Origin of the sequence: Paraglaciecola polaris LMG 21857, assembly GCF_000315055.1 — a bacterium.
Classification (GTDB): Bacteria; Pseudomonadota; Gammaproteobacteria; order Enterobacterales; family Alteromonadaceae; genus Paraglaciecola; species Paraglaciecola polaris.
In genome coordinates this window covers 1-19,794 of the sequence record NZ_BAER01000119.1, presented here as the reverse complement: position 1 = coordinate 19,794, position 19,794 = coordinate 1, and the positions used below count along the sequence as shown (strand labels likewise).

Genomic DNA, 19,794 nt, shown 5'->3' with positions numbered 1-19,794 from the left:
AAGTGGTCGTGCGTCAATGCGCTTACATGAGTCAATTGGTTTTATCACATCAACGATTGCCGCGTTCCTGAGAGATGATCCTATTGATTCAGACAAACAAAAACATCTACTTGTTATTGATGAATCCAGTATGATTGATTTACCAACCATGTATCGCTTGGTAAATCACATTCACCCCTCAGTGCGCATTATCTTTGCAGGTGATCCCGATCAGCTTCCGCCTATTGGTTGTGGGAAGGTGTTAGCAGACATCGTTGAGTCTAAGACGATAGTTAATACCACTTTGGATATCGTTAAACGTGCTGAGGCATCGACAGGTATCCCTGAGTATTCACAACTAATCAATCAAGGCAAAGTCCCAGAGTGTCTTACCACAGGTACAATTCATTTCCACGAAACAGACAAGAAAGAGATACCTCAAGTTTGCTGTGAATTGTATCAGCAATCTCCTGAAAACTGCCGTGTGATGGCACCAACAAAAGCATTGGTTGGTGAAATCAACAAGCTCACTCAAGAGGCTGTGAATCATAGTGGCAGTAGGCTTGAGTTTGAAATGCACGGTGAGCAATTATTTCTAAATCTGCGCCTCAATGACATTATATTGTTTACGCAGAATCACTATGATAAAGGCATTCAGAATGGCTCGCTTGGTATCCTCTCAAGTGTTGTGGCATCTGGGGAAAGTTATGGTGAAGTGACACTCGATACAGGTGATAAAATTGAAGTTACTCAAGCCGTGCTTGATTGTATGGAGCTGGGTTATGCAATAACCCTTCATAAAGCTCAAGGGTCACAATTTCCTCGCATTATCATTGCACTGCAAAAGGATCGTATCGTTGACCGTGCATGGCTTTATACTGCTATCACAAGAGCAGAGAGTGAAATTCATATTGTAGGTAGTGCATCAGACTTTGCCGAGATAACAAAATCACCCAGTAACTCCCATAATCGAAGAAGTTATCTGTCACAACTTCTATCGTAGTCTTCGCTATAGGGATTATTAAGGGGCGATAGCCCCTTGATGCTAAACCTGCGGGACATAAGGACAGTTGACGAGTTACTACGCGCAGACAATCCCAATGACAGTGACTTCCTCACCTCGCGCCCTGCCAGACTTCTTTTTTTTGTTTTATAGTTCATAAAATATTTAACTAGATCGCGGAATTTACTCTGATTAGGTTTGTGATATTGTTATTGCAAAGCGAAATGAATCACAAACTAAATTATAAGGGAATAGATATGGATAATGCTGCACAGGCAAGTGTCAGGGAGTATATTTTGGATGATGAGCAGTTCCCTGCTCTTTTAGACCATTTTTTGCGCAATCAGGCTGAAGAGTCAATGAATGATGAGGAAGATCCAATTATTCGAGGAGTGTATCCCATGGCTATTAACACTATTACAAAAATCAACTCCGATATGATAGATTCTTTCCAAGAATCGCCAATAGAGAAAATTTTTCTCAGATCCCTAATCCTCGGTATTGTTAAAAACGATCCTTTATTTATGGTAATTCACCAGCTAGGTAATGATGCAGAATATGATTTAGAAAACTATAGGAAAAATTATAATAGTTTTTGTGAATTATTAGAGTTTTGGGAATCCAACAAATCTTCTGACATGACAATTGATGCCTACTTAGATATGGAGCTAGATAAAGGGAAAATGAGCATTGAAGAACGAAAATACATAGGCATTTTGACTTTTCGATACCACCTTCTGGATATGCACGAAAGTATTCATCTTACACTACAGCCAAAGTTTTCATCGATAATGATTGACGGAAAATCGATACGACCTGATCTCTATTTTTGGCACCCTTCGCGTAAAGACTTTGGTCTTATTGTTGAATGTGATGGGTTTGAATATCACTCATCAAAAGAAATGTTTTCGAAAGATAGAAAAAGAGATAGAGCATTACATTCGAAAGGGTACAAAGTGCTTCGATTTTCTGGACAAGAAATTTACAACACTCCCGTAAGTGTTGCTGAGGAAATACTGGATACTCTGCAAGAGTTATTAGATGTATAGCTAAATCTGATTTTTTTGAAAAAACCGTACACACTAAATATACATAGTGTGTACGCAAAGACGGTTAAGCATAAGCATTACTAGTAAAGGCCCTTCACTCACTCACTCGCGAATAGACATGGTTTCTACTGTATACTCTACGAGAATCGGCTTTTTTGTGAACTAAACGGTAATGATTAACCTTGCTTGTATTCGCACTGCAAAGTGAATACCTACCTTATTTATAACACTGATACCAAAGCTGATGCTAAGGCGTCGACATTTCCCTTACTGATCCCTGCAATATTCACTCGGCTTGAATCAACAAAATACACACTATGCTTCGCGCGCATTTCTTGTACTTGCTCTGGTGTGATGCACAAATAGGAGAACATCCCTTTTTGTTGCTTAACAAAACTAAAGTCTTGTTGAGCACCTTTTTCAACGAGTTTACTCACTAGCAGACCACGCAACGTTTGCATACGCGTGCGCATTGCCTCTACTTCTGCAACCCACTCGCTGCGTAATGCTTCATCACTCAAGATAATATCTACCAATGCCCCACCATATGAAGGCGGCATAGAGTATATTCCACGCGCGATAGATTGAATTTGCGTTTGAATCGCTTTACGGGTTTGCGTGTTAGCTGTAATCATAGCTGCTAGGCCTACACGTTCTCTATATAAACCGAAATTTTTTGAACATGACGCAGCAACTATCACTTCAGGTAGGTTATCCACTAAAAGGCGTAATCCAAAGGCATCTTGCTCTAAACCATCTCCGAATCCTTGATAAGCAACATCGACAAAAGGGATAAAACCGGTTTTTTGCGCAATCTCTAATACTGTCTGCCATTGAGCTGGAGTTAAATCCGCGCCCGTAGGGTTGTGACAGCATCCGTGCAGTAACACAACGTCGCCTGATTTGACTTGAGATAGCGTTTCAACCATACCGTCAAAGTTGATGCTAGCATCTGCTTTATTAAAATACGGATAGGTTTCAATTTTAAGGCCTGCATTACCAATTAGCGGTATATGGTTTGCCCAAGTAGGATCACTTACCCAAACCGTTAATTCGCTGTTACAACGTTTAATCAATTCAGCCAATATGCGCAACGCACCGCATCCGCCAGGAGCCTGTACAGCTGCAACACGATCTTCAAGAAGTACTTTACTACCTTTACCTAATAACAGTTGTAACATGCCATCAATGTAGCCAGGCACACCTTGGGGAGTGATATAGGTTTTAGAGTCTTCTTTAGCCAGTAATATCTGCTGTGCCTTAGCAACCGACGTTAAAATAGGTGTATGCCCTTGCTCGTCTTTATATACTCCGACACCTAAATCAATTTTCAATGGATTAGAGTCGGCTTTATAAGCGGTCGATAACCCTAAAATAGGATCTGCGGGCAATTGGGGCAATACTTCAAACATGATGTTCCTCTGAATTTATGATGAGTTGGCTGAAACGACGGACATTATGCCATTGCCTGATGATTTTTCGAACTTAAAATGCTGCTATTTTATATCGAAATGATAGCTATTTTCAGCAATGCACTCTGCTTCATTATTAAATGTACGTTCTTGCCAGGTTACATGCTGTTGGTTATCGATTAATAAGAGAGTAGATGAGCGTGTGCCGTATTCATCGCTTTGAATAAAGATAGAGGACAGCTTGCGTTCCCAATCAATAGGAACTCCCGTTTGCGGCAAAATATCATCCTCGGCTTTTGTCTGGTTTTTGAGTAAATCAAACAGTTGCTCACTTTCTAACGTATGGGGGTCTTGGCAATACTGTGTTAGTTGGGCCATACCTTGCACGGTTTTTGGCCAAGGCGTATTCAAACTCGCGTTAGATAAACCATATACTCCCGAGGTTAACGTCTCGGATTGCAAAGTATGATTGTTAAACACGCGCAAATTATTCCAATCGCCGAACAGCAAATTAAAGCCATTATAATTCGTTCCTGTGGCATTCAAACGGGTAAGGTAATCTTTACTGTCAGGCGACTGCTGTAAATAGTGACTCACCAATTCGCCACGGCTAAGCGCATCTGGGTCGATACGCTGGGGATCACGGATATTTGTCAACGCAGCAAGTTTGCCCCACTGATTTATACCCATCCATGTACCACCAGCACGTAAGTCTTTTCCTGCCAACAGTTGCGGGTAATCCTGCCAAAAGGCCGATACGCTCGTGGGGCGTTCAAAAAACTCATCCCGGTTAGCTGCAACAATCAATGGGTAATCTGGGTGCTGATTAACAGCTATAAATAAAATACACATAACATTTACACTAATAAATTAATGAGATACTCCATCATCGCTTTTCTGGGCGAGCTGCTCTGCGGCAATTTGTTTATCCAACGCTGAAAACAAAGCAGTGGAACCCTCAACAAATGATGCGACATCAGACGGAGAACGTAATTGGTATAGAGGCGGCAACATTGTACTGTCGTATTTGGGCTGTGTACTGAAGTCGCCGTTACCTAACATACCAATACTGATTATGGGGACGACTATAACGAGTGTCATCATGGCACCAACAATATTACGCCGTCTATTGGTTTGATGAAATGCGATAAATAATGACAACCACACGAAGCCAAAAAGAACCAACGTAAAAATAATCAATTCAAACCAAATCAGCGATTCAGTTGCATTAAAATTAAAGGAGATTAATTTGCCTAACAAATATAAACCATAAAGTACAAAGAGAGTAAGCCACAAAATCGAAAACTGACTGACGACTCGGCTTTCTTTATTAAACACTTTACCCATGACGGCGAACATGACCGGCCAACCACTGAGCAAGGCCATTTGCCCCATCTCTTTTGGTAACATTGCAAAAATTTTGTACTCTTCGATACTGTTCACATAAGCAAATATCATCGACAAAGCTAAGTAACCTAAAGTCAACAGTATGGCTATCCCACTGTTCGACAGCCAACTCAAGCTTTCTTCTAATTGGCTAAGTGGTAATGCAGCTGAAACAGGCTGATTAGTATTCACCACTTTCAAACGTGTTCTACCTAACTTTAGAATATCGTCGCCTTGAAGTTTACCGTTAGCCAACGGGCGCTTATTAACTAATGTACCGTTTACGCTTTGGCAATCTTCAAAATAAATTGTATTACTTTGCTCATCTTGGCTTATCCGTACATGTTCGGCACTGATATAAGGATCTTCTAAACGTAAGTCACAATGATGATCACGACCGACTACGATTTCAGATTTATCAAACTTAAAGTATTTAAGCGTTTGATCTTTACGCGACAGTAATTCGAGCACTATTGCCATGCTAGTGCTCCTACAAATTGCTTGGTAAATCGCATAGCTGAGTCTTGACTAACTCCGGCCAAGGTAAAATGGCTAATTAGCCCTTGAGAATCATGATTCAAAGTTGCCCCGATATACAGTACATCATATAAATGCGGAAACTCTTTATAAGCACGTAAACAGAAAGTACTTTTGGTTTTAACTTGATGCGTGTTGGTCACAATGTCCTGTTTGCATTGATAGTTGCTCACGTCATTTTTACCCGCCTGATTTCCAGCTCCCGCCCCAGACGTGCTGCCACTAAAAAAATCATAAAAACGGTGCGCACCAAACTCGGCACTTTCAAGCCATTCAAATTCAATCTCGATCCCGCCAGTACGTAAACCGCCATGCAGGAAAATCTCCTCGTCTAGACGACATCTATTTTCGACTGAGAGATATAACGCTTCTTGATCAGCACTATTTGAATCTCCCCAGCAGGACAACATCGCTCCTTCTAAAGTGGGAATTTTCGCGCCGCCCAAATCACTTGATTTCCATACACCATGCTCGAGACGGTCGAACAATCGCTGTTGGTTTTTCATTAATTGCTCAGCGATAACATGTTTATAGTCTTTCGTGTCTAAAGAGGCTAACCCTTCATTTTCAATAAGGGTATACACCTTGGTCAGGGGGACCAGAAAACCAATTTGATTACCCGCTGTTGCCACATTTACCCCGACCACTTTTCCTTCTGGATTAACAACCGGCCCGCCACTCATACCTGGGTTAATTGAGCCGGTAAAATGAATTCGTTGATAAAAGCTGTTCTTTTTGATCCCATTGAAGGTTCCGGGAACCACTATCATGCCTAAATCATGGGGATTACCTAAAGAATAAATACTACTGCCTTGCTCCGGCAAACTATCAGATAGAGGGAAAAAATCGCTACTCGCCTTTTCACCCTGCACTTGTACCAGTGCTAAATCGTTGACCACATCTATATTAACGAGAGATAAGTTACCTACGGATCCATCTGCCGCGAGATACTCAATCCGATACTTTTCAGGAAAATAGACATATTCAGAGACAACGTGATAATTAGTCACCAATACGCCGGAATCGTTAATTTGAAAACCCGAACCAATAGACGATTTATTGCCAGACCCAAGTTCAATGATACGAATTTGGTAGAGTGCGGTTTGATAATGACTAAAAAGATTTTGTGCGGTCTGTTGGCCAAACCCTAATGCACTATACAAGGTCAGGGCAAATAACAAATATCTCAAAATTCTACTTTCCTTTTTTGGTCTTCGGGGTACAGCTTAATGAGGATTGCTTCTCGACAATTTGAGTGACATAGCGGATCATTCCCCCTAGTGTAAAGTGGACCAGCAAAGAAAGAAATGGCTAGCAGATTAAATACTCCAACTCTGAGTGATGAATTACCGCGAATTGGAAACGCTTTCAGTTGTTTCTTAGGAACCCGTGTTTTACAACTCATTGGGTGGCAATTTAGTGGTGAATTCGCCCAGCATAAAAAAATGATAATAGCGGTCGCTCCCCACACTTCCAACTGGGATTTTGTTATCGGTATTGCCGTCGCTTTTAGTCTTAAACTAAAAATTACCTTCTTTGTAAAAAGCAGTTTGTTTATCCCGCTATTTTCACGACTACTTCGTCGTTGGGGTGGGGTTCCGATTAAACGACATCAAGCCCATGGCGTGGTTGAGCAAATGGTCGCTAAAATCCGAGAAGCAGATAAAATGATTCTGTGCTTAGCGCCTGAGGGTACTCGTAGCAAGCAAGAAAATTGGAAAACTGGTTTTTTACATATTGCCAGTAAATCGGATATTCCGGTGTTTCTGGTAGCATTTGATTATAAGAAAAAACGAATTGAATTAGGCCCAGTGCTTAAGATAGGTAAGGATACCCAGCAAGAGTTAAACCGCATTTATCAGCATTACAGCACTGTGCAGGCTAAATTCCCTGATAAAGTAGCGACCAACATAACGCCCCCAAGCGGAGATAAAGATTGAAAGATAAAGGTTTTACCACTCGTTTAGTACATGCCGATAGAGTCATCAACCAGCCGCAAAATGGCGCAGTGCATCAAGCAACGAATAACTCAGTGTTGTTTGCGTTCGACAATGCTCAAGACCTAGTTGATGTCTTTCAAGGCAAAGCTGCGGGGCATGTTTATTCTCGCTCGTCTTCAGCATCGAGTGTTTCATTGCAGAATATTTTAGCCGATCTAGAAGACGGTATTGCAGCCATTACGTTTTCAACTGGCATGGCTGCTATCAGTGCCACGTTTCTGAGCCTACTACGCGCTGGTGATCATATTATTATGAGCCAATTTTTATTTGGCAATACCAGTAGCTTAGCCAGCACAATGCAAGGTTTGGGCATTCAAATTTCCTATGTGGACGTTACCGATGTTCAAAACGTTGCCGCGGCTATAACACCTGAAACAAAACTGGTTTATGCCGAAACCATTGCTAACCCAGCAACACAAGTAGCTGATTTAAGTGCCATAGGCCAGCTATGTGAGCAGTCAAAATTACTGTTTGTCGTTGACAACACTATGACACCAGCCAATATATTTTCACCAAAAAGTGTCAAAGCATCACTCACTATCGCATCGCTAACTAAGTATGTTGCTGGCCACGGTAATGTTTTAGGTGGTGTAGTGGTTGATACGGGATTATTTGATTGGAGTGAATTTCACAATATACTGCCTATTTACCGTTCGGCTGATACCCAACAGTGGGGATTAACGCAAATTAAAAAGCGTGGCTTGCGCGACATGGGCGCTACGTTATCGCCAGATTCAGCCCATAGTATTTCCATTGGTCTTGAAACACTTGCTTTGCGTGTTGAGCGTATTTGTCAAAATGCGTTACGCTTAGCCACCTATTTACATGGCCACCAAAATGTACAACGTGTCTATTACCCTGGTTTGGCCGATCATCCGCAACATTATACAGCCAGAGAACTGTTTAGCGGCTATGGCGGTATCGTCAGTATCGATTTAGCGGCGCACATAGATCCCCTCGCATTCTTGAATCAGCTCAATCTCGTGCTGTGCGCAACCCATCTAGGGGACACCCGCACATTGGGATTGCCTGTTGCACACACCATTTATTTTGAAAATACCCCGCAGCAGCGAGAAGAAATGGGGATTAACGACAACATGTTGCGTTTTTCGATTGGTATCGAGGATGTGGATGATATCGTCGCGGATTTCGAGCAAGCATTCGCCGCATTAGGATAAAAAATAACAGTGAGCAGGATGGCCGAGCACTCGGCCATCTTTACTTCGCAGCTATGCTAAAGCTGGTTTTAATCTTTACTTTCCCTTCAAGCATTAACATCACTGAGCAATACTTTTCGGCGGAAAGTTGAACCGCACGCTGAATATGCTTCTCGCTTAAGTTCTCTCCCTCGATGACGTAATGCGCATGTATTTCAGTAAAAACACGCGGTGCGTCATCGGCGCGCTGGGCATCCAGTTGACACTCACAACCTGTAATCGCTTGACGAGACTTTTTAAGAATTTCGACCACATCAATGGACGAACATGCACCAACTGCCAGCAAGACAGCCTCCATGGGAGTGGTTTGACTCCCCTCACCATCCATTTCAATGCGTTTCCCGGTATCCGTTTCACCGACAAATTTCATATCTGATTGCCAGCTGACTGTCGCTTTCATTTATTTACTCCGTTGTAAATCATTCGCTAAAGGCTTATTTAATCAAGGTGACTTTATTTTTGTCGAGCAAAATACGTTTTTGTTTATATAAAGCACCCAAGGTCTTTTTATACACATTTTTACTCACATTAAAGCGCTTAGATATTTCATCTGCTGAGCTTTTATCTGTCAGGGTCGATATGCCACCGTGCGCCTCTAAATCGTCAATAATCTGTTCGGCAAGATCCTTGCGCGCATTATCATCATGAAACTGAAAACACAGATCGATTTTATTATCTTCGCGAACCCGTTTGATGAATCCAGTTGTGCGTTGACCGATGCGTAGCGGTTTAAATACCTCATCCTTAAAAATCAGCCCTAAATGACTACCATTGATGACCGCTTTGTAGCCCATATCACTGCGCCCACATATCAGTAACTCGACTGCTTGTTTCTCAGCAAAATGCTCACCTTCTTCGAATAAAAAGTCTCGTAAGCGCGTAGACGCAGCGACTTTACCGGTTTCATCATCAAAATAAACGAAGACCACATAAGAAACGCCTTCCGCCATCGGGAAGTCTTGTTCGCTGTATGGAACGAGAATATCTTTATCTACCCCCCACTCTAAAAAGGCACCGACATTATTGACGCTGACGACTTTCAAGAAAGCGCATTCGTCTACCTCGGCAAGAGGGGTTTGCGTCGTAGCGGTCAGCCTGCCATCACTATCGTGATACACAAAAACCTGACATTGATCGCCAATTTTTAGGTCTGCACCAGCAAATTTAGTGGGAAATAACACCTCTCCGTCGTCTCCACCATCTAGATAAAAACCGAACGGAACCTGCTTGACTACGTTTAATGTGTTGAACTTACCAATTTGCAGCATAAAACCTGTCTGTATTACGGAATAAAAGCGTAGCTTATTGTACCCGATATCACGCACAGTGACGGTAAAAATTCAAATTTGCTAACAAAGAAGCTTAATTCACAGCCCAAATTCGTGGCATAATCTGCCAATTATCGCCCTTCTTTCAACGCTATTTTTGAGTCCTTATTATGAGCATCGTATTTTTAAATGGGGAGTACCTCCCTCAAGACCAAGCCAAAATTTCTCCTATGGACCGTGGCTTCTTATTCGGCGATGGAATTTACGAAGTAATTCCAACCTATGGTGGCAACACCGTTGGGTTCGTTGCCCATATTGAACGTATGCAAGCCGGCTTATCTGCTATTGGAATTGAGCTGGATTACTCGTTTAGTGATTGGCAGGCAGTGATAGATAACTTGCTCGCCAAAAATGACCTTGGTAATCGCGCTATTTATTTGCATGTCAGCAGGGGTACAGATAGCAAAAGGGCCCATGCTTACCCTACAGGTGTAACGCCCACTGTATTTGCCTTCTCATTTGAAATCCCTCCAGCACCGATTGCTGATAAAACAAAGGCAAAACCCTATAACGTCGTCAGTAGTGAAGATTTACGTTGGAAGCGATGCAATATCAAATCGACATCTCTACTTGGAAATGTCATGCATTTTCAACAAAGCCACGAACTAGGCCTACAAGAAACCATACTGTTCAATCAAGCTCTGCATCTGACCGAAGCAAGCTCGTGTAACGTCTTTGTTGTTAAGGACAATATTATTGCGACGCCAGCATTAGATAACCAGCTTCTACCAGGAGTCACGCGGAAGTTGCTGTTAACCATTCTACGTCAATACAGTTCGTTTGTAGTAGAAGAACGGACCATAAGCATGGATGAAGTACGCGCGGCTGATGAATTATGGTTAACCAGTTCAAGTAAAGAAGTTGCTCCTATTGTGACGTTAGACGGCACACCTGTAGGCAAAGGTGAAATAGGCGATGTGTGGCTCCAAGCACAAGCACTTTTTAGTCAATTCAAATACCAATATTAGATTCAATTAATGTCACGACCCATTTCTATCACAATCGACCTTGACGCCATACGTCATAACTTCGATTATGCCCAATCATTGGCTAAAAGCAGCCACACGATGGCAGTCATTAAAGCCGACGCGTATGGGCACGGGGCCGTTGCTACGGCTCGCGCACTCGGCGATAAGGCAAAACTGTTAGCGGTTTCGAGTATTGAGGAAGCCGTCATATTGCGCCAGAACCACATTAAGACGCCGATTTTATTATTAGAAGGCTGCTTCTGTAGCAGTGAACTAGGCGTAGTTGACGATTTAAATTTACAGATCGTGTTGCACAATCAGCAACAAATTCAAGACTTGCTCAACGCATCTTTATCTGCACCAATCGATGTATGGCTAAAAGTAGATACCGGAATGCATAGGTTGGGCTTAACGGCTCACGACAGCGCACAAGCATATCAGCAACTTTTGACCAGTCAGAATGTGCGTTCCATCATGTGGATGACCCACTTTGCGACGTCAGATCAACCTGATGCTCCCTTTTTAGAAGGACAGTTGGAACACTTTAGGACTGCAATGGCGTTGGTGTCAAATAACGTATCTGACCTATCGTTCAGTATGGCAAACTCAGCGGCGCTAATGGCGACACCAGCGAGTCATGGGGCATGGAATCGCCCAGGGATAATGTTATACGGCATCAGCCCCTTCAGCCAGCCGAACACGCTGGCCGAACCACTTATTCCAGCCATGCAGTTTAGCTCAAAAGTGATAGCGCTCAGATCCCTTGCGGTTGGGGAGTCCGTGGGCTATGGTGCCACTTGGGTTGCTCAGCAACCTAGTATTATTGCCACCGTGGCCGCTGGGTATGGCGATGGTTACCCACGTAATGCCAAATCAGGTACGCCAGTGCTGATTAACGGCCAGATAGCACCGCTAGCAGGACGGGTATCAATGGACATGTTATGCGTTGATGTCACCCACCTAAGCAATATAAAAGTAGGAGCCTTGGCTGAGTTGTGGGGTAAAGAACTGGACGTCAATCAGATTGCTCATTGGTCAGACACGGTTGGCTATGAACTAGTGACCCGCATGCCAACACGGGCTAAACGCAGTTTTATTAATGAACGCACTGTCAATTAACGCTCAGCAATCACTACCGCTCTCAATGGTGCGGGATAGCCCTCTATGGTTTTTGAGTGATCGTTCGGGTCAAGAAAATCAACCAAAGACTGGCTGTCCATCCATTGGGTTGCTCGTTGCTCTTTGATAGAAGTAGCCGCCAAGTCGACCACGCGAACATTCTTAAAGCCTAAACGCTTCATCCATAAACATAATGCATCCGTGCTGGGTAAAAACCATACGTTACGCATTTGGGCGTAACGTTCTCCCGCCATTAAAACGGTATTTTCGTCCCCTTCAACCACCAAGGTTTCAAGCACAAGTTCGCCTCCAGGACGCAACTGGTTCTTCAATTGTTGTAGAAAATCTAGCGGGCTTTTTCGATGATAAAAAACGCCCATAGAAAAAACCGTATCGAAGGCGTTCTTATCGGGTAACTGCTCCACACCTACGGGCAATAAATGTATTCTGGGGTCAGCATTGAAATGTTTCATCGCTTGAAACTGCATCAAAAATAGCTGCGAGGGATCGACTCCTACCACCATTTTGGCGTTTTCACCGAGCATACGCCACATGTGGTATCCACTGCCGCAACCTACATCGAGGACGTAGCGATTATCCAGCGATTGAATATGGGGCTGTACCCTGTCCCATTTCCAATCAGAGCGCCACTCGGTATCAATGTGAATACCGTGTACCTGAAAGGGTCCTTTGCGCCACGGCATAAATTGCTTAAGTAAACCGATAATTTGCTTTTGGGTATATTCGTTAATATCTGCTTCACGGCCAAACTCAACCTGGTCAGTTAAGTTGATCAGACTTGGTTGAGTCTGGGGTAATTTACCGAGTAATTTAATCCACTTATTGAAGTCGCCATGTAGCTGTTCTTTATGCCAAGTTGAAATCTGCCCAGGTAAGAGCTCGAGCCAAGCGCTTAACGGAGAATCTGCAATTTCTTTGTAAAACTGATTAAACCATGTAACAGACATCAATAGCGCCCACTGAATAAATAAAAGAATAAAATAAAACTAGTTTTTGATTGCCACAATAGATGCAAAATTAAAGCACTGAAACCATAGGATGACTTCGTCAAAACCAGCATTCTTAAGCCGAGTTTGATGGGCTTCGAACGTTTCTGCTCGCAACACATTCTCTATTGCTTCACGCTTTTGGCTTATTTCAAGCTCGCTATAACCGTTCCGGCGCTTAAATTCATGATGTAAATCGATTAATAACTCATTGCCTTGAGTAGAATCATGGCGCAGTTTTTCAGACAGAATGAAGATACCGCCAGGCGCTAAGCCAGCATAAATTGACTTTATAATATTGTCTCGTTGATCTGGCTCGATGAATTGCAGAGTGAAATTCATCACCACACTTGATGCACGTTCAATACGTACGTTTTGCAAGTCGTCACAAATCACTTCAATCGGAGTATTCGCTTTATACCCTTGAACATGCCGCTTACACCGCTGTGCCATAGCTTCAGAGTTATCAACCGCAATGATGTTACACGCTTTTGCTTCTACGTAACGGGCTGCCGCTAAGCTGACAGCCCCCAATGAGCAGCCTAAGTCATAAATATTGGAGCCTTCGGTCGCGAAACGCCCTGCGAGTTGCCCAATAGCATCGACTATGGTGCTATATCCAGGCACTGAACGCTGAATCATATCGGGGAAAACATCTGCGACTGAATCGTCAAAACGAAAGCCACTAACCTGCTGCGGCAGTGAATAGATGGCGTCTTTACTTGTTTGCATGGAATAAGTGACTTCTACTAAAAACGATAGACAATTCTACCCGCCTGCGTGCAACCAAGCAATTCTCTTAATTAAATTGCTCATTTTGAATTCAGTATCAATGCCAGTAATGTACAAAATAGCGAATCTACGTACAGTATTTGTAACATCTAAATTGGGGCTTCTGATAGAATGTGTCACATAAATTGCAGGGAAGTAAATTTATCCCTTCATTATTTACAACTAAAGTATTAGTCTTATAACTAATCTCGAATTATTCATTGAAGGCACATAAATGGCAAAATTTTTAATCGCAGATGATCATCCGCTTTTTCGGGAAGCGTTAGTTGGTGCATTAAGTCCATTATTTGAAAAAATTGAAATTTTGCAGTCAGACTCTCTTGATTCGACACTAACAACACTGCAAGAGAATCCTGATATAGATCTAATTTTGCTCGACTTACACATGCCTGGCTGTGAGAACTTCTACGGTCTAATACGCGTTACTCAAGATTACCCACAAATACCGGTAGCGGTTGTCTCAGCAAGTGATTCTATTGAAGTCGTATCCTATGTGATGAGCTTTGGTGCAAAAGGGTTTGTGCCTAAGTCTACCCCAACATTACTGATCGCAGACGCTTTAAGAGCCATCATGAATGGTGAAACTTGGCTGACTGACGAATTAAGAGTTCAAATTGCGGAAATAGATGGTGACGAAATTAATTTGGCGCAAAAGATTGCCGAGTTAACGCCGAAACAATTCCAAGTATTGAAATTAATTCATGACGGTTTATTAAACAAACAAATTGCCCATGAATTAAATGTCACCGAAGCAACTGTTAAAGCCCATATTAGTGCTGTTTTCAGGAAGCTAGATGTGAATACCCGGACCCAAGCAGTGCTGTTATTGAAAAAATTAAGCCTAGAAGATTAATTTAATAAATTCGGTTAGGTACGTTAGTCATTTGCATAGACGATTAACGTACCTAACAATCCTTTATTCACTTACGCCGTTCTCCGTGAAATTCAAAGGCAAGCCATTAAGTAGTTTCTGATTAAAAGAATGGAAGCGCTGAATCGCTGAAATCAAATCAGGCGTATGCACATCACTCATTTGATTAATCAACCCGTTTATCAAGTCATCATACTGCTCGCCACTTTCGAGCTTTTGTCTAGACTGCTCGAATACATCAAGCATTTTATCCAAATAGTGTGCCACTGGTTTCACCGTTTTATTCGGGTCTCCTCTGGGGTCATCCTCACTGAAGTGTGAAACAGACTCATAAGCTTGTATCGACTGAGTTTGTTCTTGGCGAGTCAATTGTAATGCAAAACCAGTTAATTCTTTTTCGTCATAACCAAGTTTAAGCGCTTGGTTAAAGGCTGACTCAATATCCCCGTTAAAAAATTCATCCGCTAAATCACTGGCATCCGCCACGAGTGCACCAATGGCCTTTAATTCATCCTCATCCAATTCGCCCTGAATGGTGAATGATAAAGCGCTGCTGTTTACATGTTCATATCGCTCAACAGCGGTGACAGTTACATCATTAGGCACCTTATCTTCTTGTGCTGCATCGGATTGAATTGCAGATCCCGTTTCTTCGGGCTTGCTTTGGTCAGCCACATTAACACTATCTGTGGTCGCTGCAGCGTTGGCAGATAACGGCGATTTAGGTGGTTCAACGGGGGTTTTATACAGTTTGTCAGCTTCAGTTTCGACTAATAACTTTTGATTTAACTCAAAACTTTTTAGGTCTTCGAATCGAATATTTACCTCATCGCCGTCTAAAGTGCGAATTTTTAATTCACCTGTATCTCGACGTTGATAGTTCACCTGATTCTCCAAAGCAACTTTTGATGTCGTAGCGTCACCCTCTACTTGGGTTTCGCCAAAAACCGATTCACGCAATTTTTGCAACCCCGTGTCAATTAATTCTTGGCTGCGGCTAATACCTGCCTTGATGTCATCGTTCATGATGCCAGCAAGATCTTTCTCGGCCATCCCAATACCTTTGAGTACGCCTGAGCGTGCCTGCTCGAACATCGAATTTAACGCTTCGTCGTCTAAGCCTTTACTTTGCGCGTGCTTAATTGCCCCACCGACAAAATTCAATACATTGCGAGCGACTTCTTCAAAGTCAAATAGACTGGCATTATCTGTTTGTTGGTCAGACTGTTGCGGCACGCGTAACTCTGGCTTAAGCGTCCCAAAGGATACATTGTGATTTAATGCGTTGGTCAAAACTTGGGCACTAAATAGATTTTTTGATGCAAACGCCCCGCTAAGTGACGCTTTATCTGCCCTTAATGCATTTGCTTGCTCCAATCCACTATCACGCAATTGATTCTGCAGACTGTTCTTGTCGCCTAAGTGCGCCGGCTTTTCACCCATGAACGCCTTTATCTCATTAATATTCATTTCAGCTACCTCATTTTCCTCAACTAGGTTATCGGCTGCGTAGTGGCTAAATTTAGTACAATTCTTTACATTCAAAAACTAATATTGCACAAGTATTGAAAACACTTACAATCCCGCGCTCGATAAAATGATCAACTGGAGATTTGCCGTGCGCCCAACAGAAATTAATCCTGCGGACTATGAACAACAACTCGCTCAAAAGATTGATAGCGTGCAGCAAGCCTTTCGGTCTTTTTCAATGCCCGAATTAGAAGCATTCCGCTCAGCGCCCTTACATTATCGGATGCGTGCCGAATTCAGAATGTGGCATGACGGAGATAACCTAGATCATGTTATGTTTGATCAAACAACAAAACAAAAATACGCCGTTAACCACTTTCCACCGGCTAGCAAAGTTATCAACGCGGTAATGGCTAGGCTTATTGCGCTATTAAAAGACAATCAAGTATTGCGTAGAAAGTTATTTCAAATCGATTACCTAAGTACGTTAACGGACGAAATATTGGTCACGCTGGTATATCACAAACCATTAGACGAAGAATGGATAAGCGAAGGACAAGCGCTGCGAGCGTTATTAAGAAATGATTTTAAAATCGACATCATTGGGCGCTCAAAAAAACAGAAAGTACTATTAGACAAAGATTATGTTCTCGAATCTCTGCCGGTAAACGATCGTCTTTATCAATTCAAGCAGATTGAAAATAGCTTTACCCAACCGAATGCTGGTGTGAACTGCAAGATGCTTGAGTGGGCTTTAGATATCACCCAGGGTTGTCAAGGCGATTTGCTGGAACTATATTGCGGTGCAGGGAACTTTAGCCTGCCTTTGGCGCAAAATTTTCGACGCGTATTAGCGACCGAAATATCAAAATCATCTGTTGCTGCTGCGCAACAAAATATCCAATTAAATGAAATTGATAACGTCACGATACTACGTATGTCTAGCGAAGAGTTTGTACAAGCATTGAACAATGAGCGGAGCTTTCGCAGATTAGAGGGGGTCAATCTACAAGATTATGATTGCCAGACGGTGTTGGTCGATCCGCCTCGCTCGGGCTTAGATGATGAAACACTGGCTATGGTTCAGGAATATAACAATATTGTATATATTTCCTGTAACCCGGACACATTAAAAGATAACTTGACGGTATTACAGAAAACCCATGACATTGTGCGTTTTGCACTGTTTGATCAGTTTCCGTACACCCAGCACATTGAATCTGGTGTGTACCTCCAGAAACGTTAAAGACCCGCGGCTTCTTTTGCGCCATTTGCAATAAAGCGCAATTGCAGCTTAACACGCTGAGCCAACACTACTTGTTGCTCAGTGCTTGAGTCTAACGCTTCTGCGCCAGCGCTAAATACTAATTTGACCATAGCCTCAGCCTGCAAATTTGCGTATCGATACGGCAGTCCGGTTGTCGCCATAGTGTAATCCGTCAACTCTACAATAAAATGCTGGATCTCTCTCAGCACAGCAGCTCTAAAAGCCAATGACGTGCCAGTGTGTTCGCGCAGTAACAGTCTAAAAACGTTACTATGAGCACAAATGAATTCCATAAACGTATCGACAGAGGTATTAATCACCCCCCCTCCGGAGGCTATCCGCAACCGAGCTTGACGCATTAGTTGACGCAGGTTCAAACCGGCTTCATCCACCAGAGTTAAACCAAGCTCGTCAATATCTTTAAAATGGCGATAGAAGGAGGTAGGTGCAATACCTGCGGCTCTTGCTACCTCGCGTAAACTTATACTCGATAAACTGCGTTGTTCGTCTAGCAAACTAAAAGCCGCATCTATGATTGCGCGTCGCGTTTTAAGTTTTTGTTCTTGACGACTCAAATGCATTCCAAAATAACCGTATAATATTGATATATTATCTGTATTTAGCTTCAAGCAACACCTTGAAATGCTATTCATTTACAGAAATAGCTTGCTAAATAGGCGCTTGCTAGTTAAATTAGCGTACAAGTGTAAGCTCAATAAAGTCACGCCTTTTGTAATGAAAAAACCCCGTTTAATTATCACCAATGTTTTAGTCTTTGTGATTACAGGCTTAGTTGCGCTGTTTCTCGTGCCCTACGTGGCTATCACACAAGGATTCGACAGCGCAGAAATTATCGCCTGCATCGTACTCGTCTATTTTTCGGGTATGTCTATTACCGCTGGTTATCATAGGTTGTGGGCGCATAAAGCCTATGAAGCTAATACCTTTGTCAGAGTCGTACTGGCCATCGGCGGTGCAATGACGTTGCAAAACAGCATTTTACATTGGGTGTCTGATCACCGGATCCATCACCGCCACGTAGATGATAACGAAAGAGACCCTTATTCTGCAAAACGGGGCTTTTGGTATTCTCATATGGGCTGGATGCTAAGGGAGTATCAAATTCATCGTTATTCAGACTACAGCAACTGCAGAGACCTGCAAAAAGATAAAGTAGTGGTATGGCAGCACAAATATTATCTGCCGATTATGCTGATATCAAACTTTGGTATACCAACACTATTGGGTTGGTTGAACGGTGATGTATTGGGCATGCTTTTATTAGCCGGATTCTTTCGTTTGGTTGTGGTTCACCATGTAACTTTCTTTATTAACTCCCTAGCTCATATTTGGGGTCGCCAGCCTTACACAGATAATAACACCGCCCGCGACAACGACATATTGGCTTTCTTTACCTTCGGTGAGGGCTACCATAATTACCATCATATTTTTGAGTACGACTATCGAAATGGTATAAAGTGGTGGCAGTTTGATCCCACAAAGTGGCTCATTCGTGGACTATCCTTTATCGGTTGGACCAAAAATCTGCGCCGTTGCCCCGAAGAACGCATTGAGAAGGCTAAAATGGCCATGCAATTACAGCGCGCCCAACAACATTTATCAGTCTTGCCCAATGCTGATGAAATATTGCCTAGGTTACAACAAGAGTACGATCAAATTCTGCACAAAATGGCCGAAATGTACGCCACTAAAAAACGCTTGATGGAAATCCGTAAACATAAAATCAAACGCAATTATGAAAAACTAGAGCTCGATTTCAAATATCGTGAGTTGAAGTACAACTTAGAATTGCACAAACAGAAATGGCTGCAGTTATATCAAGTGAAGTATCAATTAGCATAATCAACAAAAGCTCCTAAGGGAGCTTTTTTATTACCTTTTAACCTACATTCCACACATTACCGATTAGGTAATCAGTCATAAGGTTTATACGAATTAAACCACACGATCTATCGGTAAAAAATCACAAAACCAACCGTCAATCGATCGAAGACAAACCACCTAGGCCGTTACATACTGCTTTTAGGAATAAGTGAGGGTGCGTAGGCATGCCCCAGGGGATGAAACTGTATGTGATTAAGCATATTGGTGTCTTTGCCGGGATGTTTGAATAATTGGATATAACCGACCTCATCGACAACGCCCCCCTGACAGACGGTTATCGAGGCATGTTTGTCGTCAGTCAGCGCGCCCAAAAGCCAGAGCTATTTATCCAATTTGACGCGGCCAGAGAGCTGGCCACCCAGGAGCGTAAAATCAGCAGTGAAGACCAGCAACAGCAAAAAGGTATTAACCTTACTGGGAGAAGAGGTGCTGCGTATTAATTTCGGTTGAGCGAGCCCGAGGGCTAACATTGAAAAACACATAC

20 protein-coding genes are annotated in these 19,794 nt (G+C 42.6%); 10 read left to right on the top strand and 10 right to left on the bottom strand.

All coding sequences use genetic code 11. The features are described from left to right. On the top strand, positions 1 to 982 hold a 982-nt coding region (locus tag GPLA_RS19410), incomplete at its 5' end, for an ATP-dependent DNA helicase (RefSeq protein ID WP_040515456.1). Positions 983 to 1,239: 257 nt separating this feature from the next. Then, on the top strand, positions 1,240 to 2,031 hold the full coding sequence (locus tag GPLA_RS19405; protein WP_007106706.1) for an endonuclease domain-containing protein: 792 nt from the start codon (positions 1,240 to 1,242) through the stop codon (positions 2,029 to 2,031). Between the two features lie 221 nt (positions 2,032 to 2,252). Here GPLA_RS19405 and GPLA_RS19400 read toward each other — a convergent pair whose 3' ends face one another. From GPLA_RS19400 to GPLA_RS19385, 4 genes are all read right to left on the bottom strand, one after another. Beyond that, complete coding sequence (locus GPLA_RS19400) at positions 2,253 to 3,443, bottom strand: amino acid aminotransferase (protein ID WP_007106705.1); 1,191 nt, start codon at positions 3,441 to 3,443, stop codon at positions 2,253 to 2,255. Positions 3,444 to 3,527: 84 nt separating this feature from the next. After that, a complete protein-coding gene (locus GPLA_RS19395; RefSeq protein WP_007106704.1) occupies positions 3,528 to 4,295 on the bottom strand; it encodes an NRDE family protein in 768 nt (255 codons plus the stop codon). A gap of 18 nt (positions 4,296 to 4,313) precedes the next feature. Further along, on the bottom strand, positions 4,314 to 5,309 hold the full coding sequence (locus GPLA_RS19390) for an FHA domain-containing protein (protein ID WP_007106703.1): 996 nt from the start codon (positions 5,307 to 5,309) through the stop codon (positions 4,314 to 4,316). Next, positions 5,300 to 6,556: a S1 family peptidase gene (locus GPLA_RS19385; protein WP_007106702.1), complete on the bottom strand. Its 1,257-nt coding sequence runs from the start codon at positions 6,554 to 6,556 to the stop codon at positions 5,300 to 5,302. Before GPLA_RS19385 ends, GPLA_RS19390 begins: the two co-directional genes overlap by 10 nt. A gap of 117 nt (positions 6,557 to 6,673) precedes the next feature. On the opposite strand from GPLA_RS19385, the gene GPLA_RS19380 reads away from it, so the two are divergent. Continuing rightward, a complete protein-coding gene (locus GPLA_RS19380) occupies positions 6,674 to 7,306 on the top strand; it encodes a 1-acyl-sn-glycerol-3-phosphate acyltransferase (protein WP_007106701.1) in 633 nt (210 codons plus the stop codon). After that, positions 7,303 to 8,544 carry a cystathionine gamma-synthase family protein gene (locus tag GPLA_RS19375; RefSeq protein ID WP_007106700.1) on the top strand — a complete coding sequence of 414 codons (1,242 nt, stop codon included), beginning with the start codon at positions 7,303 to 7,305 and terminating at the stop codon, positions 8,542 to 8,544. Before GPLA_RS19380 ends, GPLA_RS19375 begins: the two co-directional genes overlap by 4 nt. Before the next feature lie 40 nt (positions 8,545 to 8,584). Here GPLA_RS19375 and GPLA_RS19370 read toward each other — a convergent pair whose 3' ends face one another. Then, the gene (locus GPLA_RS19370; RefSeq protein ID WP_007106699.1) at positions 8,585 to 8,983 is read right to left on the bottom strand and encodes an OsmC family protein; all 399 of its coding nucleotides are present in this window, start codon (positions 8,981 to 8,983) and stop codon (positions 8,585 to 8,587) included. Positions 8,984 to 9,017: 34 nt separating this feature from the next. Continuing rightward, entirely contained in the window at positions 9,018 to 9,851 is an 834-nt protein-coding gene (locus tag GPLA_RS19365) for a CvfB family protein (protein ID WP_007106698.1), read from the bottom strand. Positions 9,852 to 10,021: 170 nt separating this feature from the next. Between GPLA_RS19365 and GPLA_RS19360 the strand changes: the two genes are divergently transcribed. Both GPLA_RS19360 and alr read left to right on the top strand, forming a co-directional pair. Then, positions 10,022 to 10,879, top strand: a complete 858-nt coding sequence (locus GPLA_RS19360; RefSeq protein WP_007106696.1) for an aminotransferase class IV — start codon at positions 10,022 to 10,024, stop codon at positions 10,877 to 10,879. A gap of 9 nt (positions 10,880 to 10,888) precedes the next feature. After that, the gene (gene alr, locus GPLA_RS19355; RefSeq protein ID WP_007106695.1) at positions 10,889 to 11,998 is read left to right on the top strand and encodes an alanine racemase; all 1,110 of its coding nucleotides are present in this window, start codon (positions 10,889 to 10,891) and stop codon (positions 11,996 to 11,998) included. Here alr and cmoB read toward each other — a convergent pair. Then, positions 11,995 to 12,966 (bottom strand): tRNA 5-methoxyuridine(34)/uridine 5-oxyacetic acid(34) synthase CmoB, encoded by a 972-nt coding sequence (gene cmoB, locus GPLA_RS19350; RefSeq protein WP_007106694.1) that lies wholly within the window; start codon positions 12,964 to 12,966, stop codon positions 11,995 to 11,997. The genes alr and cmoB overlap by 4 nt on opposite strands. Before the next feature lie 39 nt (positions 12,967 to 13,005). Then, positions 13,006 to 13,737: a carboxy-S-adenosyl-L-methionine synthase CmoA gene (gene cmoA, locus GPLA_RS19345; RefSeq protein ID WP_007106693.1), complete on the bottom strand. Its 732-nt coding sequence runs from the start codon at positions 13,735 to 13,737 to the stop codon at positions 13,006 to 13,008. 274 nt (positions 13,738 to 14,011) lie between these two features. On the opposite strand from cmoA, the gene GPLA_RS19340 reads away from it, so the two are divergent. Then, complete coding sequence (locus GPLA_RS19340; protein WP_007106692.1) at positions 14,012 to 14,650, top strand: LuxR C-terminal-related transcriptional regulator; 639 nt, start codon at positions 14,012 to 14,014, stop codon at positions 14,648 to 14,650. A 63-nt stretch (positions 14,651 to 14,713) separates the two neighbouring features. On the opposite strand, the gene GPLA_RS19335 is transcribed toward GPLA_RS19340, so the two are convergent. Beyond that, positions 14,714 to 16,138, bottom strand: coding sequence for a DUF5610 domain-containing protein (locus GPLA_RS19335; RefSeq protein ID WP_007106691.1), 1,425 nt, complete (start codon positions 16,136 to 16,138; stop codon positions 14,714 to 14,716). A 148-nt stretch (positions 16,139 to 16,286) separates the two neighbouring features. Between GPLA_RS19335 and trmA the strand changes: the two genes are divergently transcribed. Next, positions 16,287 to 17,384: a tRNA (uridine(54)-C5)-methyltransferase TrmA gene (trmA, locus tag GPLA_RS19330; RefSeq protein WP_007106690.1), complete on the top strand. Its 1,098-nt coding sequence runs from the start codon at positions 16,287 to 16,289 to the stop codon at positions 17,382 to 17,384. Here trmA and fabR read toward each other — a convergent pair. After that, complete coding sequence (gene fabR / locus GPLA_RS19325; RefSeq protein WP_040515455.1) at positions 17,381 to 17,980, bottom strand: HTH-type transcriptional repressor FabR; 600 nt, start codon at positions 17,978 to 17,980, stop codon at positions 17,381 to 17,383. The genes trmA and fabR overlap by 4 nt on opposite strands. Positions 17,981 to 18,140: 160 nt before the next feature. Between fabR and GPLA_RS19320 the strand changes: the two genes are divergently transcribed. Beyond that, entirely contained in the window at positions 18,141 to 19,268 is a 1,128-nt protein-coding gene (locus GPLA_RS19320) for an acyl-CoA desaturase (RefSeq protein ID WP_007106688.1), read from the top strand. 272 nt (positions 19,269 to 19,540) lie between these two features. Beyond that, on the top strand, positions 19,541 to 19,750 hold the full coding sequence (locus GPLA_RS19315) for a hypothetical protein (RefSeq protein WP_007106687.1): 210 nt from the start codon (positions 19,541 to 19,543) through the stop codon (positions 19,748 to 19,750). Positions 19,751 to 19,794 lie beyond the last annotated feature (44 nt).